This window comes from Streptomyces sp. NPDC002779 (genome assembly GCF_042888685.1).
Classification (GTDB): Bacteria; Actinomycetota; Actinomycetes; order Streptomycetales; family Streptomycetaceae; genus Streptomyces.
This window is the reverse complement of sequence record NZ_JBIAQC010000016.1, coordinates 1-19,654: the sequence shown is the minus strand read 5'-3', so window position 1 is coordinate 19,654 and position 19,654 is coordinate 1. Positions and strand designations below refer to the sequence as shown.

13 protein-coding genes and 1 pseudogene are annotated in these 19,654 nt (G+C 71.2%); 6 read left to right on the top strand and 8 right to left on the bottom strand.

What is annotated here, in order from left to right:
* The first annotated feature begins 4 nt into the window (after positions 1-4).
* The 3 genes and pseudogenes from ACFYW5_RS31950 to ACFYW5_RS31940 all read left to right on the top strand — a co-directional run bounded on the left by ACFYW5_RS31950 (position 5) and on the right by ACFYW5_RS31940 (position 4,629).
* Positions 5-400 (top strand): DUF742 domain-containing protein, encoded by a 396-nt coding sequence (locus ACFYW5_RS31950; RefSeq protein ID WP_389420615.1) that lies wholly within the window; start codon positions 5-7, stop codon positions 398-400.
* Positions 401-424: 24 nt separating this feature from the next.
* Positions 425-4,043, top strand: a pseudogene (locus tag ACFYW5_RS31945) (hydantoinase B/oxoprolinase family protein).
* The gene (locus ACFYW5_RS31940; protein WP_389420614.1) at positions 4,024-4,629 is read left to right on the top strand and encodes an ATP/GTP-binding protein; all 606 of its coding nucleotides are present in this window, start codon (positions 4,024-4,026) and stop codon (positions 4,627-4,629) included. Before ACFYW5_RS31945 ends, ACFYW5_RS31940 begins: the two are co-directional and overlap by 20 nt.
* Positions 4,630-4,705: 76 nt before the next feature.
* Here the strand turns inward: ACFYW5_RS31940 and glpK are convergent, their stop codons facing one another.
* The 5 genes from glpK to ACFYW5_RS31915 form a co-directional block, all read right to left on the bottom strand.
* Entirely contained in the window at positions 4,706-6,217 is a 1,512-nt protein-coding gene (glpK, locus tag ACFYW5_RS31935) for a glycerol kinase GlpK (protein ID WP_389420613.1), read from the bottom strand.
* Between the two features lie 22 nt (positions 6,218-6,239).
* A complete protein-coding gene (locus ACFYW5_RS31930) occupies positions 6,240-6,965 on the bottom strand; it encodes an MIP/aquaporin family protein (RefSeq protein WP_389420612.1) in 726 nt (241 codons plus the stop codon).
* A 329-nt stretch (positions 6,966-7,294) separates the two neighbouring features.
* Positions 7,295-8,947, bottom strand: coding sequence for an EAL domain-containing protein (locus tag ACFYW5_RS31925; protein WP_389420611.1), 1,653 nt, complete (start codon positions 8,945-8,947; stop codon positions 7,295-7,297).
* A gap of 119 nt (positions 8,948-9,066) precedes the next feature.
* Positions 9,067-10,257, bottom strand: a complete 1,191-nt coding sequence (locus ACFYW5_RS31920) for a lipid-transfer protein (protein ID WP_389420610.1) — start codon at positions 10,255-10,257, stop codon at positions 9,067-9,069.
* A gap of 4 nt (positions 10,258-10,261) precedes the next feature.
* Positions 10,262-10,684 carry a Zn-ribbon domain-containing OB-fold protein gene (locus ACFYW5_RS31915; protein WP_389420699.1) on the bottom strand — a complete coding sequence of 141 codons (423 nt, stop codon included), beginning with the start codon at positions 10,682-10,684 and terminating at the stop codon, positions 10,262-10,264.
* A gap of 159 nt (positions 10,685-10,843) precedes the next feature.
* On the opposite strand from ACFYW5_RS31915, the gene ACFYW5_RS31910 reads away from it, so the two are divergent.
* Positions 10,844-11,380 (top strand): NUDIX domain-containing protein, encoded by a 537-nt coding sequence (locus ACFYW5_RS31910; RefSeq protein WP_389420609.1) that lies wholly within the window; start codon positions 10,844-10,846, stop codon positions 11,378-11,380.
* 2 nt (positions 11,381-11,382) lie between these two features.
* Here the strand turns inward: ACFYW5_RS31910 and ACFYW5_RS31905 are convergent, their stop codons facing one another.
* Positions 11,383-13,749: a glycoside hydrolase family 31 protein gene (locus ACFYW5_RS31905; protein WP_389420608.1), complete on the bottom strand. Its 2,367-nt coding sequence runs from the start codon at positions 13,747-13,749 to the stop codon at positions 11,383-11,385.
* A 212-nt stretch (positions 13,750-13,961) separates the two neighbouring features.
* Between ACFYW5_RS31905 and ACFYW5_RS31900 the strand changes: the two genes are divergently transcribed.
* Both ACFYW5_RS31900 and ACFYW5_RS31895 read left to right on the top strand, forming a co-directional pair.
* Positions 13,962-15,929, top strand: a complete 1,968-nt coding sequence (locus tag ACFYW5_RS31900) for an acetoacetate--CoA ligase (protein WP_389420607.1) — start codon at positions 13,962-13,964, stop codon at positions 15,927-15,929.
* Positions 15,930-16,061: 132 nt separating this feature from the next.
* Entirely contained in the window at positions 16,062-16,955 is an 894-nt protein-coding gene (locus tag ACFYW5_RS31895; protein WP_389420606.1) for a hypothetical protein, read from the top strand.
* A 70-nt stretch (positions 16,956-17,025) separates the two neighbouring features.
* Here ACFYW5_RS31895 and ptsP read toward each other — a convergent pair whose 3' ends face one another.
* Positions 17,026-18,696: a phosphoenolpyruvate--protein phosphotransferase gene (ptsP, locus tag ACFYW5_RS31890; RefSeq protein WP_389420605.1), complete on the bottom strand. Its 1,671-nt coding sequence runs from the start codon at positions 18,694-18,696 to the stop codon at positions 17,026-17,028.
* A gap of 79 nt (positions 18,697-18,775) precedes the next feature.
* Positions 18,776-19,225, bottom strand: a complete 450-nt coding sequence (locus ACFYW5_RS31885; RefSeq protein ID WP_389420604.1) for a PTS glucose transporter subunit IIA — start codon at positions 19,223-19,225, stop codon at positions 18,776-18,778.
* Between the last annotated feature and the right edge of the window lie 429 nt (positions 19,226-19,654).

Here is a 19,654-nt window from a genome sequence, read left to right as displayed (position 1 = left end):
TGACATGAGTGCAGACGGTCAGGGAAGAAGCCACTGGTTCGACGACGAGGCCGGACCGGTGGTCCGTCCGTACGCCATGACGCGTGGCCGCACCACCAGTGCGGCCCAGCACCGCCTCGATCTCATCGCGGTGGTCGTCGCGGAGTCGCGCGCGGACGATCCGGAACCGGATTCGACCCTCTCCCCGGAGCACGTGGACATCGTCGACCTGTGCCGTGACGCCCCGCAGTCGGTCGCCGAACTCGCCGCCGAACTCGACCTTCCCATCGGCGTGGTACGCGTCCTCGTCGGGGATCTGGTGGACGGGGAACTCGTCCATGTGAACCGGCCCGTTCCCCCGGCGGAACTGGTCGACGAGAGTATTCTGCGCGACGTGATCAACGGCCTCAGGGCCCTGTGACCGGCGCGGAAGCGGGGTACTGACGTGACTGGCTGGCAGTTCTGGGTCGACCGGGGCGGCACCTTCACCGACATCGTCGCGCGACGACCGGACGGCCGCCTGCTGACGCACAAGCTGCTCTCGGAGAACCCGGCACACTACGCCGACGCGGCCGTGGAGGGCGTACACCGGCTGATGAACGGCTCGACGGAGCCCGTCGAGGCCGTCCGGATGGGCACCACCGTCGCCACCAACGCCCTCCTGGAACGCAAGGGCGAACGCACCCTCCTGATCGTCACCCGCGGCTTCCGCGACGCCCTGCGCATCGCCTACCAGGACCGCCCGCGCATCTTCGCCCGCCGCATCGAACTCCCCGAGCTGCTGTACGAGCGGGTCGTCGAGGTCGACGAGCGCATCGCCGCCGACGGCACCGTCCTGCGCGCCCCCGACCTCGAAGCCCTCGCCGGGCCGCTGCGCCGGGCCTACGACGACGGGATCCGCGCCGTCGCCGTGGTGTGCATGCACAGCCACCTCCACCCGGTCCACGAACAGGCCGTCGGACAGCTCGCCGCCCGGACCGGCTTCCCCCAGATCTCGCTGTCCAGTGAGGTCAGCCCGCTGATGAAGCTCGTCCCGCGCGGGGACACCGCCGTGGTCGACGCCTACCTCTCGCCCGTACTGCGCCGCTACGTCAGGCATGTCGCCGACGCACTCCACGGGGTGCGGCTGATGTTCATGCAGTCCAACGGCGGCCTCGCCGAGGCAGGGCAGTTCCGCGGGAAGGACGCCATCCTCTCCGGCCCCGCCGGCGGCATCGTCGGCATGGCCCGCATGTCGCAGCTGGCCGGCTTCGACCGGGTCATCGGTTTCGACATGGGCGGCACCTCCACCGACGTGTCGCACTTCGCGGGCGAGTACGAACGCGTCTTCACCACCCGGATCGCCGGTGTCCGGCTGCGCGCCCCCATGCTCGACATCCACACCGTGGCGGCGGGCGGTGGCTCCGTCCTCCACTTCGACGGCTCCCGCTACCGGGTGGGACCCGACTCGGCGGGCGCGGACCCCGGCCCCGCCTGCTACCGCGGCGGCGGCCCGCTCACCGTCACGGACGCCAATGTCATGCTCGGCCGTATCCCCCCGGCCCACTTCCCGCCGGTGTTCGGCCCGGACGGCGACCAGCCGCTCGACGCGGACCTCGTCCGCGACCGGTTCGCCGCCCTCGCGCGCGAGATCAGGGAGCGGACCGGCGACGACCGCACCCCCGAGCAGGTCGCCGAGGGCTATCTGCGGATCGCCGTCTCCAACATCGCCAACGCGGTCAAGCGGATCTCCGTGCAGAAGGGCCACGACGTCACCCGCTACGCCCTCACCACCTTCGGTGGTGCGGGCGGCCAGCACGCCTGCGCGGTCGCCGGCTCGCTCGGCATCCGCACCGTCCTCGTCCCGCCCATGGCCGGTGTCCTGTCCGCGCTCGGCATCGGCCTCGCCGACACCACCGCCATGCGCGAACAGTCCGTCGAAGCCCCCCTCGAAGCGGCCTCGATGCCCGGCGTCCGCAAGACCGCCGACGACCTGGAAGCCGCCGCCCGCGCCGAACTCCTCGCCGAAGACGTCCCCGAGGACCGCGTACGGGTCACCCGCCGCGCACAGCTCCGCTACGACGGCACCGACACCACCCTCACCGTCGAGCTCACCGAGCCCGACGCCATGCGCCACGCCTTCGAAGAACGTCATCGCGCCACGTACTCCTTCACCCTCGACCGCCCGATCGTCGTCGAAGCCCTCTCCGTCGAAGCCACCGGCATCACCCAACCCCCCGATCTCTCCACCCTGGCCACCCACCAGGGCCGCGCCTCCGCCCCCGGCACCGTCCGCCTCCACACGGGCGGCGCCTGGCGCGACGTACCCCTCCACCGCCGCGAGGACCTTCCTCCCGGCGAGTCCGTCACCGGCCCCGCGATCATCACCGAGGCCGGCGCGACGACCGTCGTCGACGACGGCTGGCGGGCCGCGACGACCGGCGACGGGCATCTGGTCATGGAACGCACGGCGATTACGGAGAGTTCCGATCTCGACACGAAAGCGGATCCCGTTCTGCTGGAGGTCTTCAACAACCTCTTCATGTCGATCGCCGAACAGATGGGCGCCCGCCTGGAGTCCACCGCCCAGTCCGTCAACATCAAGGAGCGCCTGGACTTCTCCTGCGCCCTCTTCGACCCCGACGGAAACCTGGTGGCCAACGCCCCGCACATCCCCGTCCACCTGGGTTCGATGGGCACCAGCGTCAAGGAGGTCCTCCGGCGCCGCGGCGACTCGATGCGACCCGGCGACACCTACGCGGTCAACGACCCGTACCACGGCGGCACCCACCTGCCCGACGTCACCGTGATCACCCCGGTCTTCGACACGCAGGGTGAACGGATCCTCTTCTACGTCGCCTCCCGCGGCCACCACGCCGAGATCGGCGGTATCGCCCCGGGCTCCATGCCCGCGAACAGCCGCACCATCGAGGAGGAGGGCATCCTCTTCGACAACTGGCTGCTCGCCGAGGGCGGCCGCTTCCGCGAGGAGGAAACCCTCCGCCTGCTCACCGAGGCGCCCTACCCGTCCCGCAATCCCGAGACCAACCTCGCCGACCTGCGCGCTCAGATCGCGGCCAACCGCAAGGGAGCCGACGAAGTCGCCCGCATGATCGAGGAGTTCGGCCTGGATGTCGTCCAGGCCTACATGCGGCACGTCCAGGACAACGCAGAGGAGGCCGTCCGCCGTGTCATCGACGCCCTCGACGACGGCGAGTCCGCCTACGAGACCGACTCCGGCGCCGTCATCCGCGTCCACGTGCGCGTGGACCGCGAAAACCGCTCCGCCACCGTCGACTTCAGCGGCACGTCACCGGAGCTGACCACCAACTTCAACGCCCCCGGCTCCGTGGTCGACGCGGCTGTCCTGTACGTCTTCCGCACCCTCGTCGCCGACGACATCCCGCTCAACGACGGCTGCCTGCGGCCCCTGAGCATCGTCGTACCGCCCGGCTCCATGCTCGCCCCCGAACCGCCGGCCGCGGTCGTCGCGGGCAACGTGGAGACGTCCCAGGCGATCACCGGCGCGCTCTACGCGGCGCTCGGAGTCCAGGCCGAGGGCTCCGGCACCATGAACAACGTCACCTTCGGCAACGCACGCCACCAGTACTACGAGACCGTCGCCTCCGGATCCGGTGCGGGCGACGGCTTCCCCGGCGCGCCCGTCGTCCAGACCCATATGACCAACTCGCGGCTCACCGACCCCGAGGTCCTGGAATGGCGCCTGCCGGTGCGCCTGGACGAATTCGCCGTCCGGCGCGGCAGCGGCGGGGCCGGACGGTGGCGCGGCGGGGACGGTGCCGTGCGCCGGATCCGCTTTCTCGAGCCCATGACCGTCTCCACGCTCTCCCAGCACCGCAGAATCCCGCCGTACGGTCTGGCGGGCGGTGCCCCCGGCGCGCTCGGCGCCAACCGCGTGGAACGGGCGGACGGCACGGTCACCCTACTTGCCGGCAGCGACGCGGCGGACGTCGGTCCCGGCGACGTACTCGTCATCGAAACCCCCGGCGGCGGAGGCTACGGCACACCGCCGCCCGACCCCCCATCAAGCAGGAGAAGAGAACGATGATCTTCGGGCGTTCTGAGCGCGGCAAGCCCCCGGTCGAGCCCGTCACGCTCAAGATCCTGGTGGCCGGCGGCTTCGGGGTGGGCAAGACCACCCTGGTCGGCGCGGTCAGCGAGATCAGGCCGCTGCGCACCGAGGAGTTCCTCACCGAGGCCGGCCGCCCCATCGACGACACGCGCGGGGTGGAGGGCAAGAACACCACCACCGTGGCGATGGACTTCGGCCGCATCACCCTGCGCGAGGACCTCGTGCTGTACCTGTTCGGGACACCCGGACAGGAGCGGTTCTGGTTCATGTGGGACGAGCTCTCCGAGGGCGCGCTCGGTGCCGTCGTGCTGGCCGACACACGCCGCCTGGAGGACTGCTTCGCCGCCGTCGACTACTTCGAGCGGCGCTCCATACCCTTCCTCGTCGGTGTCAACTGCTTCGAGGGGTCCGCCCGTTACCCGGCCGACGACATCAAGCGGGCCCTCGACCTCGACGAGGACGTACCCGTCGTGCTGTGCGACGCACGCGACCGGGAGTCCGTGAAGGAAGTCCTCATCGGCGTCGTCCAGCACGCCATGGCCCACGCGGCGGACCGCAGGCAGGCCGTCACCACCTGACCCCGCGTGCGCACGGCCCGTACCCCCGCCGACCGGGGTACGGGCCGCGGCTCGTGGAGGCCGCACGCGCGCGTGCCTACTCCTCGCCGTCCTCCAGCCAGCCGAAGCTCTTCTCCACCGCCTTGCGCCAGTTGCGGTACTCCCGGTCCCGCACCGCCGGGCCCATCGACGGCGTCCATTCGACGTCCCTCTGCCAGTGGGCCTTCAGCTCGTCGAGGTCGTTCCACACACCGGTCGCGAGCCCGGCCGCGTACGCGGCGCCCAGACAGGTCGTCTCGGACACCTTGGGCCGGATCACCGGCACATCGAGCACATCCGCCTGATGCTGCATGAGCAGGTTGTTCCGCGTCATGCCGCCGTCCACCTTCAGGGTGGTGATCCGCACCCCGGAGTCCTGGTACATGGCGTCCACGACCTCGCGCGTCTGCCAGCTCGTCGCCTCCAGCACCGCGCGCGCGAGATGCGCCTTCGTGACGTACCGGGTGAGCCCGGTGACCACGCCGCGCGCGTCGGAGCGCCAGTACGGCGCGAACAGGCCGGAGAAGGCGGGCACGATGTACGCGCCGCCGTTGTCCTCGACGCTCGCCGCCAGCGACTCGATCTCGTCCGCGGAGCGGATGATGCCGAGCTGGTCGCGGAACCATTGGACCAGCGCGCCCGTTATGGCAATCGCCCCCTCCAGGCAGTACACCGGCGCCTCCCCGCCGATCTTGTAGCCCATCGTCGTCAGCAGGCCGTTCTTCGACGGCACCGGCCGGTTTCCGGTGTTGAGCAGCAGAAAGCTGCCCGTGCCGTACGTGTTCTTCGCGGTGCCCACGTCGTAGCAGGCCTGCCCGAAGACCGCCGCCTGCTGGTCGCCGAGCGCGGAGGCGACGGGCACGCCGGCGAGATGGCCGACGGCGGTGCCGTACACCTCGGCGGAGGAGCGGATCTCGGGCAGTACCGCCTCGGGGACGTTCATGGCGGAGAGGATCGAGGAGTCCCACTGGAGGGTCTCCAGATTCATCAGCATGGTGCGGCCGGCGTTCGTCACGTCGGTGACATGCCGACCGCCGTCCGTGCCGCCCGTGAGGTTCCAGATCAGCCAGGAGTCGATGGTGCCGAAGGCGATCTCGCCGCGCTCGGCGCGTGCCCGGAGCCCCGGCACGTTGTCCAGCAGCCAGGCCGCCTTGGGTCCGGAGAAGTAACTGGCCAGCGGCAGCCCGGTCTGTTCGCGGAACCGGTCCTGCCCGTCCGGGCCGCCGAGCCGGTGGCACAGCGCGGAGGTGCGGGTGTCCTGCCAGACGATCGCGTTGTGCACGGGCTTGCCCGTCGAGCGGTCCCACAGGACGGTCGTCTCGCGCTGGTTGGTGATGCCGAGGGCGCTGATCCGGTCGGCGCGCAGTCCCGCTTTGGCGATGGCCCCGGCGACCACTGCCTGCACCTTGGACCAGATCTCGGTGGCATCGTGCTCCACCCAGCCCGGCTTGGGGAAGATCTGGCGGTGTTCGCGCTGGTCGACGGCGACGATGGCGCCGTTCCGGTCGAAGATGATGCAGCGGCTGGACGTGGTGCCCTGATCGATAGCGGCGACGAACTTCTCCGTCATGACGTCCCCTTCGTGGGTTCCTTCAGAAGGCTGCGTTGAAGATGAGCCCGGACAGCGCCCCGCCGATCAGCGGTCCCACCACCGGGATCCACGCGTAACCCCAGTCCGAGGTGCCCTTGTTGGGGATCGGCAGCACGGCGTGCGTCAACCGCGGGCCCAGGTCGCGGGCCGGGTTGATGGCGTATCCGGTGGGACCGCCGAGCGACAGACCGATGCCGACCACCAGGAAGGCGACGATCAGGATCGCCGTACCGGACTGGCCGAGCCCTTCGGTCAGCCCGAACGCCAGGATGGGCAGCACCAGTCCGACGGTCGCGATGATCTCGGTGATGAGGTTCGCCACGGGATGGCGGATCGCGGGCGCGGTGGCGAAGATCCCGAGGGTCGGCTGTGCCTCGTCCTCCTCCGCGTTGGCCTGGAACTGCGCGTAGTAGACCAGCCAGCACAGCACCGCGCCGAGGACCGCCCCGACCAGCTGGCCCGCGACGTAGAGGTGCACCGTGTCCCATTCCCCGGTGTCGATGGCGATCCCCAAGGTCACCGCCGGGTTCAGATGCCCGCCGGACAGCGGCGCGGCCGTGTACGCCCCGGCCAGCACTCCGAAGCCCCAGCCGAAGGCGATGACGACCCAGCCGGCGTCCTTGGCCTTGGAGTCGTTCAGTACGACGGCGGCGACGACTCCGGCGCCGAAGAGGATCAGGATCGCGGTTCCGATGACCTCGCCGAGGAAGATGTCTCCGTTGCTCATGGCGGCTCCTAGGCCCTGGCCCGGGGTGATCGACCCCGTTCCTCCGTGCAGGGTGCGTTTCCCATGGCGACTTCAGCCGAAGGCAGGGAAGGACCCGCGCCCCGCCCGGCGTCCGTGACGAGCGTGCCGTCGTCGTCGCATCGCCCCTGGGGATGGTCGTGGCTGGATCAGGCGGAGCCCGCACGGCGCGGTGCCTGGTACGCCGTGAATGTACGGCGATGTCGACTGACACCGGAAGTGTTCACCGGTGTCCGAAGGGCGTCAAGGTCGCGGACGGGAACCGTTGAGGGCATGCCCGTACGGCCGTAGCTGCACCGCCGGGCCCGGATTCAGCCCCTGCCCGGCTCCACGACCGCCCACTGCGCCTGCGCGACCGCGGCTCCGGCCCCGCGCCGGATCTCATGACCCGGCAGCCCCGCGCGGCCCAGCACCCAGCTGGCCCCCTGCAAGGACTTCGCGGCCTGTTTCAGGGGGGCCAGACAGGCGGCGGCCTGCCGGTGGTCCAGGACGCTCCCCGGCGCGCACAGGACCGTCGCCAGGGAGAGCGTGACGGGACGCCCGCCCGCCGACCAGGGGGCGTCCAGCACGGTGGCGGCCAGCGGATCAAGGCCCTCCGGGTCCGCGAGGACCAGGAAGTCGTCGCCGCCGATGTGGCCTACGCGCGTACTGCCGGACGCCGCGTGCTGCAGTGTCCGCCCCACGGCCCGGATCAGCTCGTCGCCCGCGGCGAACCCTGCTCCGTCGTTGACCTGTTTGAAGTGGTCGACGTCGAGCCAGCTCAGGGCGAACGTCCGCCCGTCCGCGATCCGTCGGTCCACCTCGCCGGTGATCGCGTCCGATCCGGGCAGCCGGGTCAGCGGGTTGAGCCCGGCCGCCTCCTCGACCCGCGACTCGGCCAGCGCCCGCACGAGGTCCGCGAGCCGTACGACGCCCACACACCGCCCGTACCGGTCCACGACCGCCACGTCGTCGGAGGTACGGTCCCGGTCGCCCACCGCCACGACGTCCAGCACCTCCCAGACGGTGGCGTCGACGCCGACCGTCCGTGGCGGATCACCGAGCTTGGACGCCGGCCGGTCGGCGTACAGGGCATGGCCGTAGCGCCCCGACATCGACAGCAGGAAGCGGGAGCGGTGCACCGAGCGCACGGGCACCCCGCGCGTGTCGACGAGCAGCACCCCGGACACCTCGGGTGACCCGGTCAGCAGGGTGCGCACCTGGCCGGCCGAGGCGGTGGCCGGCAGCAGCGCGGCGGGCCGGACGAACTCGCGGACGACCGGCCCCGAGGGCTGGGGCGCCCCGCCACCGGGACGGCGGGGCGGAACGTATACGTCCGCGGCGGGCAGCCGGGCGGGCGGCGCGAACAGCTCGCCCTGCGCCAGCTGCGCGCCGGCCGAAACCGCGGCCGCGCACTGCAGTTCGGTCTCGACGCCCTCCACGCACAGCAGCGCCCCCAGCGCGTCGCACAGGGTCCGCATCGCGCGCACGCCCGCCGACCGAGCCAGCAGCGACGCGTCGAGCTTCACCAGGTCCGGCGCCAGATCGACGAGCAGCCGCAGCGGTACGTCACCGTCCCCGACGCCGTCCGCACTGATCCGGAAGCCCTGCTCCCGCACCGCGGCCACCGCCTCCAGCAACGCCTGCTGCGGCACGTGCGTGTACGGCGGGACGATGTCGAGGGTCACCTCCCAGGGCATCCGCCCCACTTCCCGGACCGCCTCGGCCAGTCGGGCCAGTCCGCCGAGGTCGGCGAGGGTACCGGCGAAGACGTTGACGTGCAGCGGCAGCAAGGTCTCCTTGCGGGCCGCCGCCCGGACCGCCGATACGGCGAGGCCGCTGTCGAGTTCGGGGTCCCGCCGGGCCTCGGCCAGGATGTCGCCGGTCTCCGGGCGGGCAAGGACCTCCAGCCCCGCCACTCCACCGGTCGTCAGATTGACCACCGGCTGAAAGGCGAAGCGGAGCGTATCCGACCAGGAGTGCACGGCAGCATCATCGCCCTCCCTTCGCGCACCCGAGCCCAGTTCATGAGACGTTCACGCAGCATTCCGGGACGGTCACAGAGCGTGGAAACCTCCCGCCTACGCCCCTGCCGCCGACCGGGTCAGCGCACCGCGATCACTGCCGAACCGTGCCCGAACAGCCCTTGGTTCGCCGAGAGGCCCACGCGCGCGCCCGAGATCTGCCGGTCGCCCGCGGCCCCCCGCAACTGCCATACCAGCTCGCACACTTGGGCCACGGCCTGGGCAGGCACGGCCTCGCCGAAAGAGGCGAGCCCGCCGCTGGTGTTCACGGGTATGCGCCCGCCCGGACCTGTCGCCCCTTCCCTCAGCAACTTCGCGCCTTCGCCCTCGGCGCACAGCCCCAGATCCTCGTACCACTGCAACTCCAGTGCGGTGGACAGGTCGTAGACCTCCGCGAGCGAGAGATCCTCGGCTCCGATGCCTGCCTCCTCGTAGGCGGCGGCCGCGATCGAAGCCCGGAACGACTCCGTGCCCGGCTCCACCGCGACCGCTGAGTCCGTCGCGATGTCCGGCAGGTCGAGCACGGTGTTGGGGAAGCGCGGGGTCACCGTGGACACGGCGCGGATCCGCACCGGCTCCGCCACGCCGTGCCGCCGCGCGAACTCCATGCTGGACAGCACCAGTGCGGCCCCGCCGTCCGAGGTCGCGCAGACGTCCAGCAGCCGCAGCGGATCGGCGACCGTCGCGGAGGCGGCCACCTCTTCCGGTGTGACCCGCTTGCGATAACGCGCGTACGGATTCAGCGCCCCCATGACGGAGTTCTTCACCTTGACCCGCGCGAAGTCCTCGGGCGTGTCCCCGTGCACGGCCATGCGCCGGCGCGCGTACAGCCCGAAGTACGTCGGATTCGTCGCCCCGAGCACCCGGAAGCGGAGCCAGTCCGGATCGTCGGGGCGATCCCCTCCCGCCGGTCGGAAGAAGCCCTTGGGGGCGGCATCGGCCCCGACCACGAGCACCGTCTCGGCGAGGCCCGCCAGGATCTGCGCCCGCGCGGCGCCGATGGCCTGCGCCCCGGACGCGCAAGCCGCGTACACGCTGGTGACCCGGGCCCCCTGCCAGCCGAGGGCCTTCGCGAAGGTGGCTCCTGAGACGTATCCCGGATAGCCGCCCCGTACGGTGTCCGCGCCGACGATCGACCGAACGTCCCGCCAGTGCACCCCCGCGTCGGCCAGCGCGGCCCGAGCGGCCACCGCCCCGTACTCGACGAAGCCGCGCCCCCACTTCCCCCACGGGTGCATGCCCACCCCCAGTACCGCCACATCCTCCGTCACGTCCTCACCGCCCCCTCGTCGGCCGCCACTGCCAGGTCGTCCAGACGGCCTCCGCGTCCTCATGGAGCACGCCCGGCACGACCTCCACCTCCATGCCCACCGCGAGATCACCGACGGTGACCCCGGGAACGGCCTGCCCCAGCACCACCAGCCGCTCGGCGGCCAGTTCCACAGCGATCAACGTGTACGGCTCCCACGGAAGTTCCGGATTGGTCACATAGGGTGACGGTGGCCGATATCGGCTGTCCGTGTACGACCAGACCCGGCCCCGCCGGGACAGCGGAACCTCCTCCAGATCGCCCCCGCAGCACCCGGGGTTGCGGCAGTGGACGTCCTCGCGGGGGAAGAAGACCGAGGCGCAGGCGGAGCAGCGCGTCCCGAGAAGCCGGAAGCCGTCTCCGCCCCCGGCGAACCACCCGGCGACCACGGGCGTACGTGTACGCGACAAAGGCCCTCCCCGCAAGCAGATCTGACGGAACGTCAGAAGTGTGTCACGGGCATCCGCGAAAGGGCAGCGGTCCGCCCGCCACTGTGCGGCACCCGCCCCCGGAAGACGTCCTTCCCGTGATCGGATACAGTCCGCCGCGTGTCCGAAACTCAACATCCCAACCCCAACTCCGCGCCCGGCTCCCACTGTTCGAGCTGCGGAGCGCCCTTTGGAGAGGGCGTCACCGGCTGGCCCCGCACCTGCCCGGTCTGCGGCACCGTGGCCTACCGCAACCCGCTCCCGGTCGCCGTCGCGCTCCAGCCCGTGTACGACACCAAGGGCACCGCCCTGGTCGTCATCACCCGAACCGTCGCCCCCGCGCGCGGGGGCATCGCACTGCCCGGCGGTTACCTCGACGACTGCGAGGACTGGCGGCAGGCCCTCGTCCGCGAACTCAAGGAGGAGACCGGCATCGACGCCGCCGCCCGCGACGTACGGCTGGTGGACGTGATGAGCTCGCCCGACGGCCATCTGCTGCTCTTCGGTCTCCTCCCGGAGCGCCCGGCCGACAACCTCCCGGCGTCCGCCGAGACGGACGAGACGGAGGGCTGGCACCTCCTGCGCCGCCCGGAAGAGCTCGCCTTCCCCCTGCACACCGTCGCGGTACGGGCCTGGTTCGAGGGCCGCTACATCTGAGTTCAGGCCTGCGCGAGCCCCCGCATCCGCACCGGATGGGGCGGCTCGCTCACGCCGTCGTCACCCTCCCGCTCCACCACCACCTGCCGGCCCTCCCAGCGGGCGACGTACCGCTCGATCTCCGGTTCGTCCCAGCCGTCGCCCGCGTCCGGCACGACCAGCCCGCCGCCGGTCCTGCCCCGGGCAGGCGCCCACACCTCCAGCTCCAGCCCGCCGTCCTCACCCCGCACGGGCAGCACGGCACCCGCGCGCGCGAGCACCGGGATACGGGACAGCGGCGCGTCGACCAGCACCTGACCCGGACCCTCGTACACCCGCCCCGTCACCGTGTCGTACCACCGCCCCCGCGGCAGCTGCACCGCACGCCGGTCCGTGCCCGGATCGAGCACCGGCGCCACCAGCAGACAGTCCCCCAGCAGGAAGGCGTCCTCACAGTCACGCAGTGCCCGGTCCTCGGGAGCGCCCCACCAGACCGGCCGCACATAGGGCGCCCCGGTACGCCGGGCCAGATGCGCCAGCGTCAGGAAGTACGGCAGCAGCCGCCTGCGCTCCACCAGCGCCACGCGCGCGTGCCCCAACACCTCCGGGCCGAACTCCCACGGCTCCCGGCGCCCCGCCCGCGGACTCGCATGCGTACGGAACAGCGGCAGGTACGCGCCCAGCTGGAACCACCGCAGATACAGCTCGGGCGAGGGGCTCCCGTCGAAGCCGCCCACATCCGGCCCCGAGTACGGCACCCCGCACAGCCCGAGCCCCAGCACCAGCGACAGCGAGACGCGCAGCCCCGGCCACCCCGTCGCCACATCCCCCGACCAGGTCCCGCCGTAACGCTGCAGACCGGCCCACCCGGAGCGGGAGAAGACGAACGGCCGCTCCCGGGGAGCCAGCTCGCGCAGCCCCTCGTACCCCGCCCTGGCCATGCACAGGGCATAGACGTTGTGCGCCTCGCGGTGATCCCCGCCGCGTCCCTCCAGGGAATGCCGGGCGGAGCGAGGCAACGTCGACTCCCCGAAGGCGGTGAACGACGTGGGTTCGTTCACGTCGTGCCAGAACCCCGCGAACCCCTGCGCCAGCCGTTCCTCGTAGAGCCCGCCCCACCACCGCCGCACGCGCGCGTGCGTGAAGTCCGGGTACACCACCTCCCCGGGCCAGGCGACCCCCTCGACGAGACGGCCGGAGGCATCCCGCACGAACGCGTCCACCGCCGCTCCGCTGTCGTGGACGACGTTGCCGGCAGCTGCCTTGACCGCCGGGCCGACGATCGAGACCAGCCGGACCCCGTCCTGTCGCAGCTCCTCCGCGAGCTGAGGCAGCTTGGGGAAGCGGTCCTGGTCGACGGTGAAGACCCGATGGCCGTCGTAGTGATCGATGTCCAGATGCACCGCGTCCAGCGGCAGACCGCGCTCCAGATACCCCGAAACGATCCGCCGCACCTCCTGCTCACTGCCGAAGCCCCACCGCGCGTGGTGGTGCCCGAGCGCCCACGCGGGCGGCAGCGCCGGCGCCCCGGTGAGCGAGGCCCAGGTGAGCAGCACGCGCGCGGGCGTGCCCACCATGACCCAGCAGCGCAGCGGCCCGCCCTCCATGCGCACCTCGCAGGTCCCCGCCCTGTCGTGTCCGGAACCCGCCCCCTCCTCGCCCTCCCGCAGCGTCACCGTGCCGTCCCACGAGGTGTCGTGGAACACCAGATGCGTGGCCGCGTCGGCCACCACCATCTGCACCGGCATCGTGATGTACAGCGGATCCGCGTCCGGCCCGAAGGCATGACCGGGGTCGGTGTTCCACAGGCGGTACGTCCCGTCCCTCAGCCGGGGCCCCGACGCCCGCCCGCCGAGCCCGAAGAAGCGCGCGTCCGCGGCCACTGCGGAGCGCTGCATCCAGCGCGCGGGCCCGCCCCCCACCGGCTCCCACCACCGAGGCGGCAGATCCCGGCGCAGGGTCACGCCACCCGGCGTACGCACCTCCACGGCGCCGTGCCGCGAGACCACCACCGTCACCCGTTCGGCCACCACCCGCCAGCCGCCGTCCTTGTCCGGCTCCAGCACGACCCGGGGATCCGGCTCCGGACAACGCCCGGCAAGCGCGTACGACGGCTCCGGCGCCGCCCCGTCCCAGCCCCAGAAGACGGCGCCGTTCACGGTCACCGTGACGCGCAGCCGCGTCCTGCTGAACCGGAGAACCCCACCGCCGGGGCCGGGCTCCACATCGCGCACGGGACCGGGCACGCGCGCGCGTTCCGCCCCCTTGGGCGGCAGCCCCGCGGCGTCCGCGCGCCGCCTGCGCCACGCCGCCCGCACGGCACGCAACCCTTGCGCCGCCCCCGTAGAACCGACCACCTTCACCGAACGCACCAGGTCACGACCGTCCATGCTGCTCAGCCTGCCATTGGCGGCCCCACCCGGGTGTGTCGTTCAACTGCCGTTCACCCGTGCCGGGACCACATCTTCACGACGCGGACTATGTGGCGGGCACCCTGGTGCGGGAGTCGATCACATGGCATCGTCCGTGTCAGCCGCGTCACGCGCACACCCCGCTCGTGCGCGGACGACGCACACCACGCGCACAGTCCGGGAGCCGCCCCATGTCGACCCTGAACCCCGAGCCGCTCTGGCAGCCGGATCCGCACCGCATCGCCGACGCGCAGGTCACGAAGTTCCAGGCCTGGGCGGCGGAACGCCACGGAGCACCGGCCGAAGGCGGCTACGCGGCACTGCACCGCTGGTCCGTCGACGAGCTGGACACGTTCTGGCAAGCGGTCACCGAATGGTTCGACGTACGGTTCTCGACGCCCCCCACGCGCGTGCTCGGCAGCCGCGCGATGCCCGGCGCCCAGTGGTTCCCCGGAGCGACCCTCAACTACGCCGAGCACGCCCTGCGCGCCGCCGCCACCCGCGCGGCCGAACCCGCTCTCCTCCACGTCGACGAGACCCACGAACCGAGCCCGGTGACCTGGGCCGAGCTCCGCCGCCAGGTCGGCTCCCTCGCCGCGGAACTGCGTGCGCTCGGCGTACGCCCCGGCGACCGCGTCAGCGGCTACCTCCCGAACATCCCCCAGGCCGTCGTCGCCCTCCTCGCCACGGCCGCCGTGGGCGGCGTCTGGACCTCCTGCGCCCCCGACTTCGGCGCCCGCAGCGTCCTCGACCGCTTCCAGCAGGTCGAACCGGTCGTCCTGTTCACCGTGGACGGCTACCGCTACGGCGGCAAGGAGCACGACCGCCGCGCCACCGTCACCGAGCTGCGCCGCGAACTGCCCACCCTGCGCGCCGTCGTCCACATCCCGCTCCTCGGCACCGAGGCCCCAGATGGCGCCCTGGAATGGTCCTCCCTCACCGGCGCCGACACCGAGCCCGTCTTCGAGCAGGTGCCCTTCGACCACCCCCTGTGGGTGCTCTACTCCTCCGGCACCACCGGCCTGCCCAAGGCCATCGTCCAGTCGCAGGGCGGCATCCTCGTCGAGCACCTCAAGCAACTCGGCCTGCACTGCGACCTCGGCCCCGAGGACACCTTCTTCTGGTACACCTCGACCGGCTGGATGATGTGGAACTTCCTCGTCTCCGGCCTCCTCACCGGCACCACGATCGTCCTCTACGACGGCAGCCCCGGCTACCCCGACACCGGCGCCCAGTGGCGCATCGCCGAACGCACCGGCGCCACCCTCTACGGCACCTCCGCCGCCTACGTCATGGCCTGCCGCAAGGCGGACGTCCACCCGGGACGCGACTTCGACCTCTCCACGGTGCAGTGCGTCGCCACGACCGGCTCACCCCTGCCGCCCGACGGCTTCCGCTGGCTGCACGACGAGGTCCGCGAGAACCTCTGGATCGCCTCCGTCAGCGGCGGCACCGACGTCTGCTCCTGCTTCGCGGGAGCCGTGCCGACCGTGCCCGTGCACATCGGAGAGCTCCAGGCCGCCGGCCTCGGCACCGACCTGCAGTCCTGGGACCCGATCGGCAAGCCCCTCATCGACGAGGTCGGCGAGCTCGTCGTCACCAACCCGATGCCGTCCATGCCGATCCACTTCTGGAACGACCCCGACGGCAGCCGCTACCACGGCAGCTACTTCGACACCTACCCCGGCGTCTGGCGCCACGGAGACTGGATCACCGTCACCTCACGCGGCTCGGTCGTCATCCACGGCCGCTCCGACTCCACGCTCAACCGCCAGGGCGTCCGCATGGGTTCCGCCGACATCTACGAAGCCGTCGAGCGGCTCCCCGAGATCAAGGAATCCCTCGTCGTGGGCATCGAACAGCCCGACGGCGGCTACTGGATGCCGCTCTTCGTCCACCTGGCTCCCGGAGCCGTCCTCGACGAGGCCCTGCTGAACCGCATCAAGCAGACCATCCGGGAACAACTCTCCCCGCGTCACGTCCCCGACGAGGTCATCGAGGTACCGGGCGTCCCGCACACCCTCACCGGCAAGCGCATCGAGGTACCCGTCAAGCGCCTCCTCCAGGGCACCCCCCTGGACAAGGCCGTCAACCCGGGCTCGATCGACAACCTCGACCTCCTGCACTTCTACGAGGACCTCGCCCGCAAGCGCGCCTGAGCCCTCCGCAACAGCCCCGGCAACCTGGCCTCGGACGCCGCCAAGACGGCAAAGTCCGAGGCCAGAGCCATTGTCAGTGCCGCCGATTACTGTAAGTGAGCATAGATCGACCGTGCACACACAGGGGGAAACATGGCGCACACCGACCACCAGACCATGCGACGCGTCCTGCGCCGGGAAATCGCCGGCACCATCGGCCTGCTCACCGACGAACACGACTTCCGCGCCATGCGGCGCTATCGCAGCTTCGCCTTCGACGACCACACGACCTATCTCGAACAGGTCGAGGCCCTCCTCAAAACACGAGCCTCTCAGGGCAGCCACACCACAGTGGCCCTCTTCGACCCACTCGAATACGCCGAATTCTGCACGGACACCGGCCTGGACCCGGACATCCCCTCCACCCGCACCCGCTTCACCGCCGAACTCGCGACCACCGGCCCCAGCCTCCCCTACGACGGCCGGCCCCTGACCGACCTCGTCCCGGACCTCATCGACGAGGCCGTCCGCCAGGCCACCTGGGAGTACGCCTCCACCCTCCTGGCTCGCATGGGTGCCTGCGCCACCTGCGGCGAGGACATCGGCCGCGCCGCCTTCGCCCGGGCCTCGTCACTGCTGGTCCGCATCCTCGAAACCGCGCGCCACGGCCACCGGCATCTCGTCTGCAGCGTCTCCGGCACACCAGAACCCCTGGTCTCCACCCTCCGCGCCGACGAGGACACGAGCGGCACCACAGAACTCGACGAGGCCGAAGCCCTCGAATTCACCACGGTCCTGGCCCTCGGCATCGCCACCCAGAGCCCAGGCGGACTCGTCATGCGCACCAGCACACCCGGCACCACCGACACCATCTACGGCTGGCGCCTGCGCGGAGACGGCCTCGAACCCTTGACCGCAGGGGAGGTCTTCGACGCCTACTGCACCGACGTCGAGTCCGGCGAACTCATCTCCCCGGAGTCAGACGTCGACTACACCGTCCCGCCGGACCTGGGAGAGACGGGAACGGCCTCCGGACACACCCACTGAACGGGGGAGGGGCGCCCCACCCGAAGGTGGAGCGCCCCTCTACGGCCAGGCGACAGCGCCCAGCGACCGACTACTCGCCGGACAGCACGGCCTGCGCCGCGCTGCGCGCCTCCTCGGCGCTGTCCGTCGCCCGCGCGGCCGCCGCGGCCCGCTCGCACTGCGCCAGCGTGTACTTGGCGAGGGTCGCCCGTACATAAGGAATCGACGCCGCACCCATGGAGAGGGAGGTAACACCCAGACCGGTCAGCACACACGCGAGCAGCGGGTCGGACGCGGCCTCACCGCAGACGCCACAGCTCTTGCCCTCCGCCTTCGCCGCCTCCGCGGACAGCGCCACCAGGTCCAGCAGCGCCGGCTGCCACGGGTCCTGCAGACGGGACACCGCGCCCACCTGACGGTCGGCGGCGAATGTGTACTGGGCGAGGTCATTGGTGCCCAGGGACAGGAACTCGACCTCCTGGAGGATCGAGCGAGCCCGCAGCGCCGCCGACGGAATCTCCACCATCGCGCCGAACTTCGCCTGGAGCCCGGCCGCACGGCAGGCGTCCGCGAACGCCCTGGCGTCGGCGCGGTCGGCCACCATCGGGGCCATCACCTCGAGGTAGACCGGCAGGCCCTCGACCGCCTTGGCGAGCGCCGTCAGCTGGGTGCGCAGGATCTCCGGGTGGTCGAGCAGCGTGCGCAGACCGCGCACACCCAGCGCCGGGTTCGGCTCGTCGGCCGGAGTGAGGAAGTCCAGCGGCTTGTCCGCGCCCGCGTCCAGTACCCGTACGACGACACGGCCCTCGGGGAAGGCCTCGAGCACCTGACGGTAGGCCTCGACCTGCTTCTCCTCCGACGGAGCGTTCTTGCTGTCGTCGAGGAAGAGGAACTCGGTACGGAACAGACCGACACCCTCGGCACCGGCCTCGACCGCGGCCGGCACGTCCGACGGGCCACCGACGTTCGCCAGCAGCGGCACCTTGTGACCGTCGGCCGTGGCCCCGGGACCGGTCGAGGCCGCCAGTGCGGCCTTGCGCTCGGCGGCTGCCGCTTCGAGCTGCCCCTTCTTCTCCTCGCTCGGGTTCACGAAGATCTCGCCGGTGCTGCCGTCGACGGCGATCATCGTGCCTTCGGCGAGCTCACCGACACCGGGGAGTGCCACGACGGCCGGTACACCGAGAGCACGCGCCAGGATCGCGCTGTGGCTGGTCGGGCCGCCCTCCTCGGTGACGAAGCCGAGCACCAGGGTCGGGTCCAGCAGCGCCGTGTCGGCCGGCGCGAGGTCCCGGGCCACCAGGACGTAAGGCTCGTCGCTGTCCGGGACGCCTGGCATCGGCACCCCGAGGAGACGGGCGACGATACGATTCCGCACGTCATCGAGGTCGGCCACCCGACCCGCCAGGTACTCACCGGCACTCGCCAGCAGCTCGCGGTAGGCGGCGAAGGCGTCGTACACCGCCCGCTCCGCGGTGCTGCCGACGGCGATACGGCGCTCGACGTCCACCATCAGCTCGGGATCCTGGGCCATCATCGCCTGGGCCTCGAGAACCGCCTGGGCTTCGCCCCCGGCCAGATTGCCGCGCGCCATCAGGTCGGCAGCCACAGCCTCCACGGCCTTGCGGGCGCGCCCCTGTTCACGCTCCGCGTCCTGTGCCGGGATCTGCTTGGCCGGCGGTTCGAGGACCGCCGTGCCCATGTGCCGAACCTCGCCGATCGCCACACCGTGGCTCACGCCGACGCCTCGCAGCGTTGTCTCCATCTCACCCGTCTCCGTTAGTGCGGCGGGTCCCGCCGCCGCGGTGGTTGTCCCTACGTGCCGTCACGGGACGGCACCGGCGTCACTTCCAGAGGAAGAGGCTGTCGCCGGCCTTCACATCGCCCTCGTCACGGAGATCGGCAAGAGCCTCGGCGGTGGCCTCGAGAGCGACGATCGGGCACACCGGGGACTTTCCGGCGGCCTCGACGGCGGCCGGGTTCCAGCGCACCACGCCCTGACCACGGGTGACGGTGTCGCCCTTGTTCACGAGCAGCACGAAGCCCTCGCCGTTGAGCTGCACGGTGTCGATGCCGAGGTGAGTGAGGACTCCGTGGCCCTCCTCGTTCACTACTACGAACGCGTGCGGGTGAAGGGAAACGATGACTCCGTCCACCGGGGATACGGCCTCGGATGGCTCGCGGACGGGGTCGATCGCTGTACCCGGGCCGACCATGGCCCCGGAGAAGACCGGATCCGGCACTGCGGCCAGTCCGATGGCGCGTCCGGCGAGCGGGGACGTCACGGTGGTCATGGGAAGCCTCCCAGGGGTGGAGATCTAGATGGGCCGTCACTGCCTGTACCGGACGGCGCACTGTTCAGCAGGGTATGTCATATGAAGTACCGGTTCCGCATGAGCAAGCCGTCTGGTGGTCTAGACCATAACCCCAAACGATTTGCACCCGCTCCGCGGCCCCGTGTACAGTCGTACTCCTGCTTGAGGCTGAGTGACGCACACCAAGCGTCTTTGCCCGGCAGCATCCAACTTGTCAGATCCTATCTCTGGATCACTTTCTGCATGCCTGCAGGACGGTGGTCAGGGGGTCGGAAAAACCCTGATAGAGTCGGAAACGCAAGACCGAAGGGACGCCCGGAGGAAAGCCCGAGAGGGTGAGTACAAAGGAAGCGACCGTTCCTTGAGAACTCAACAGCGTGCCAAAAGTCAACGCCAGATATGTTGATA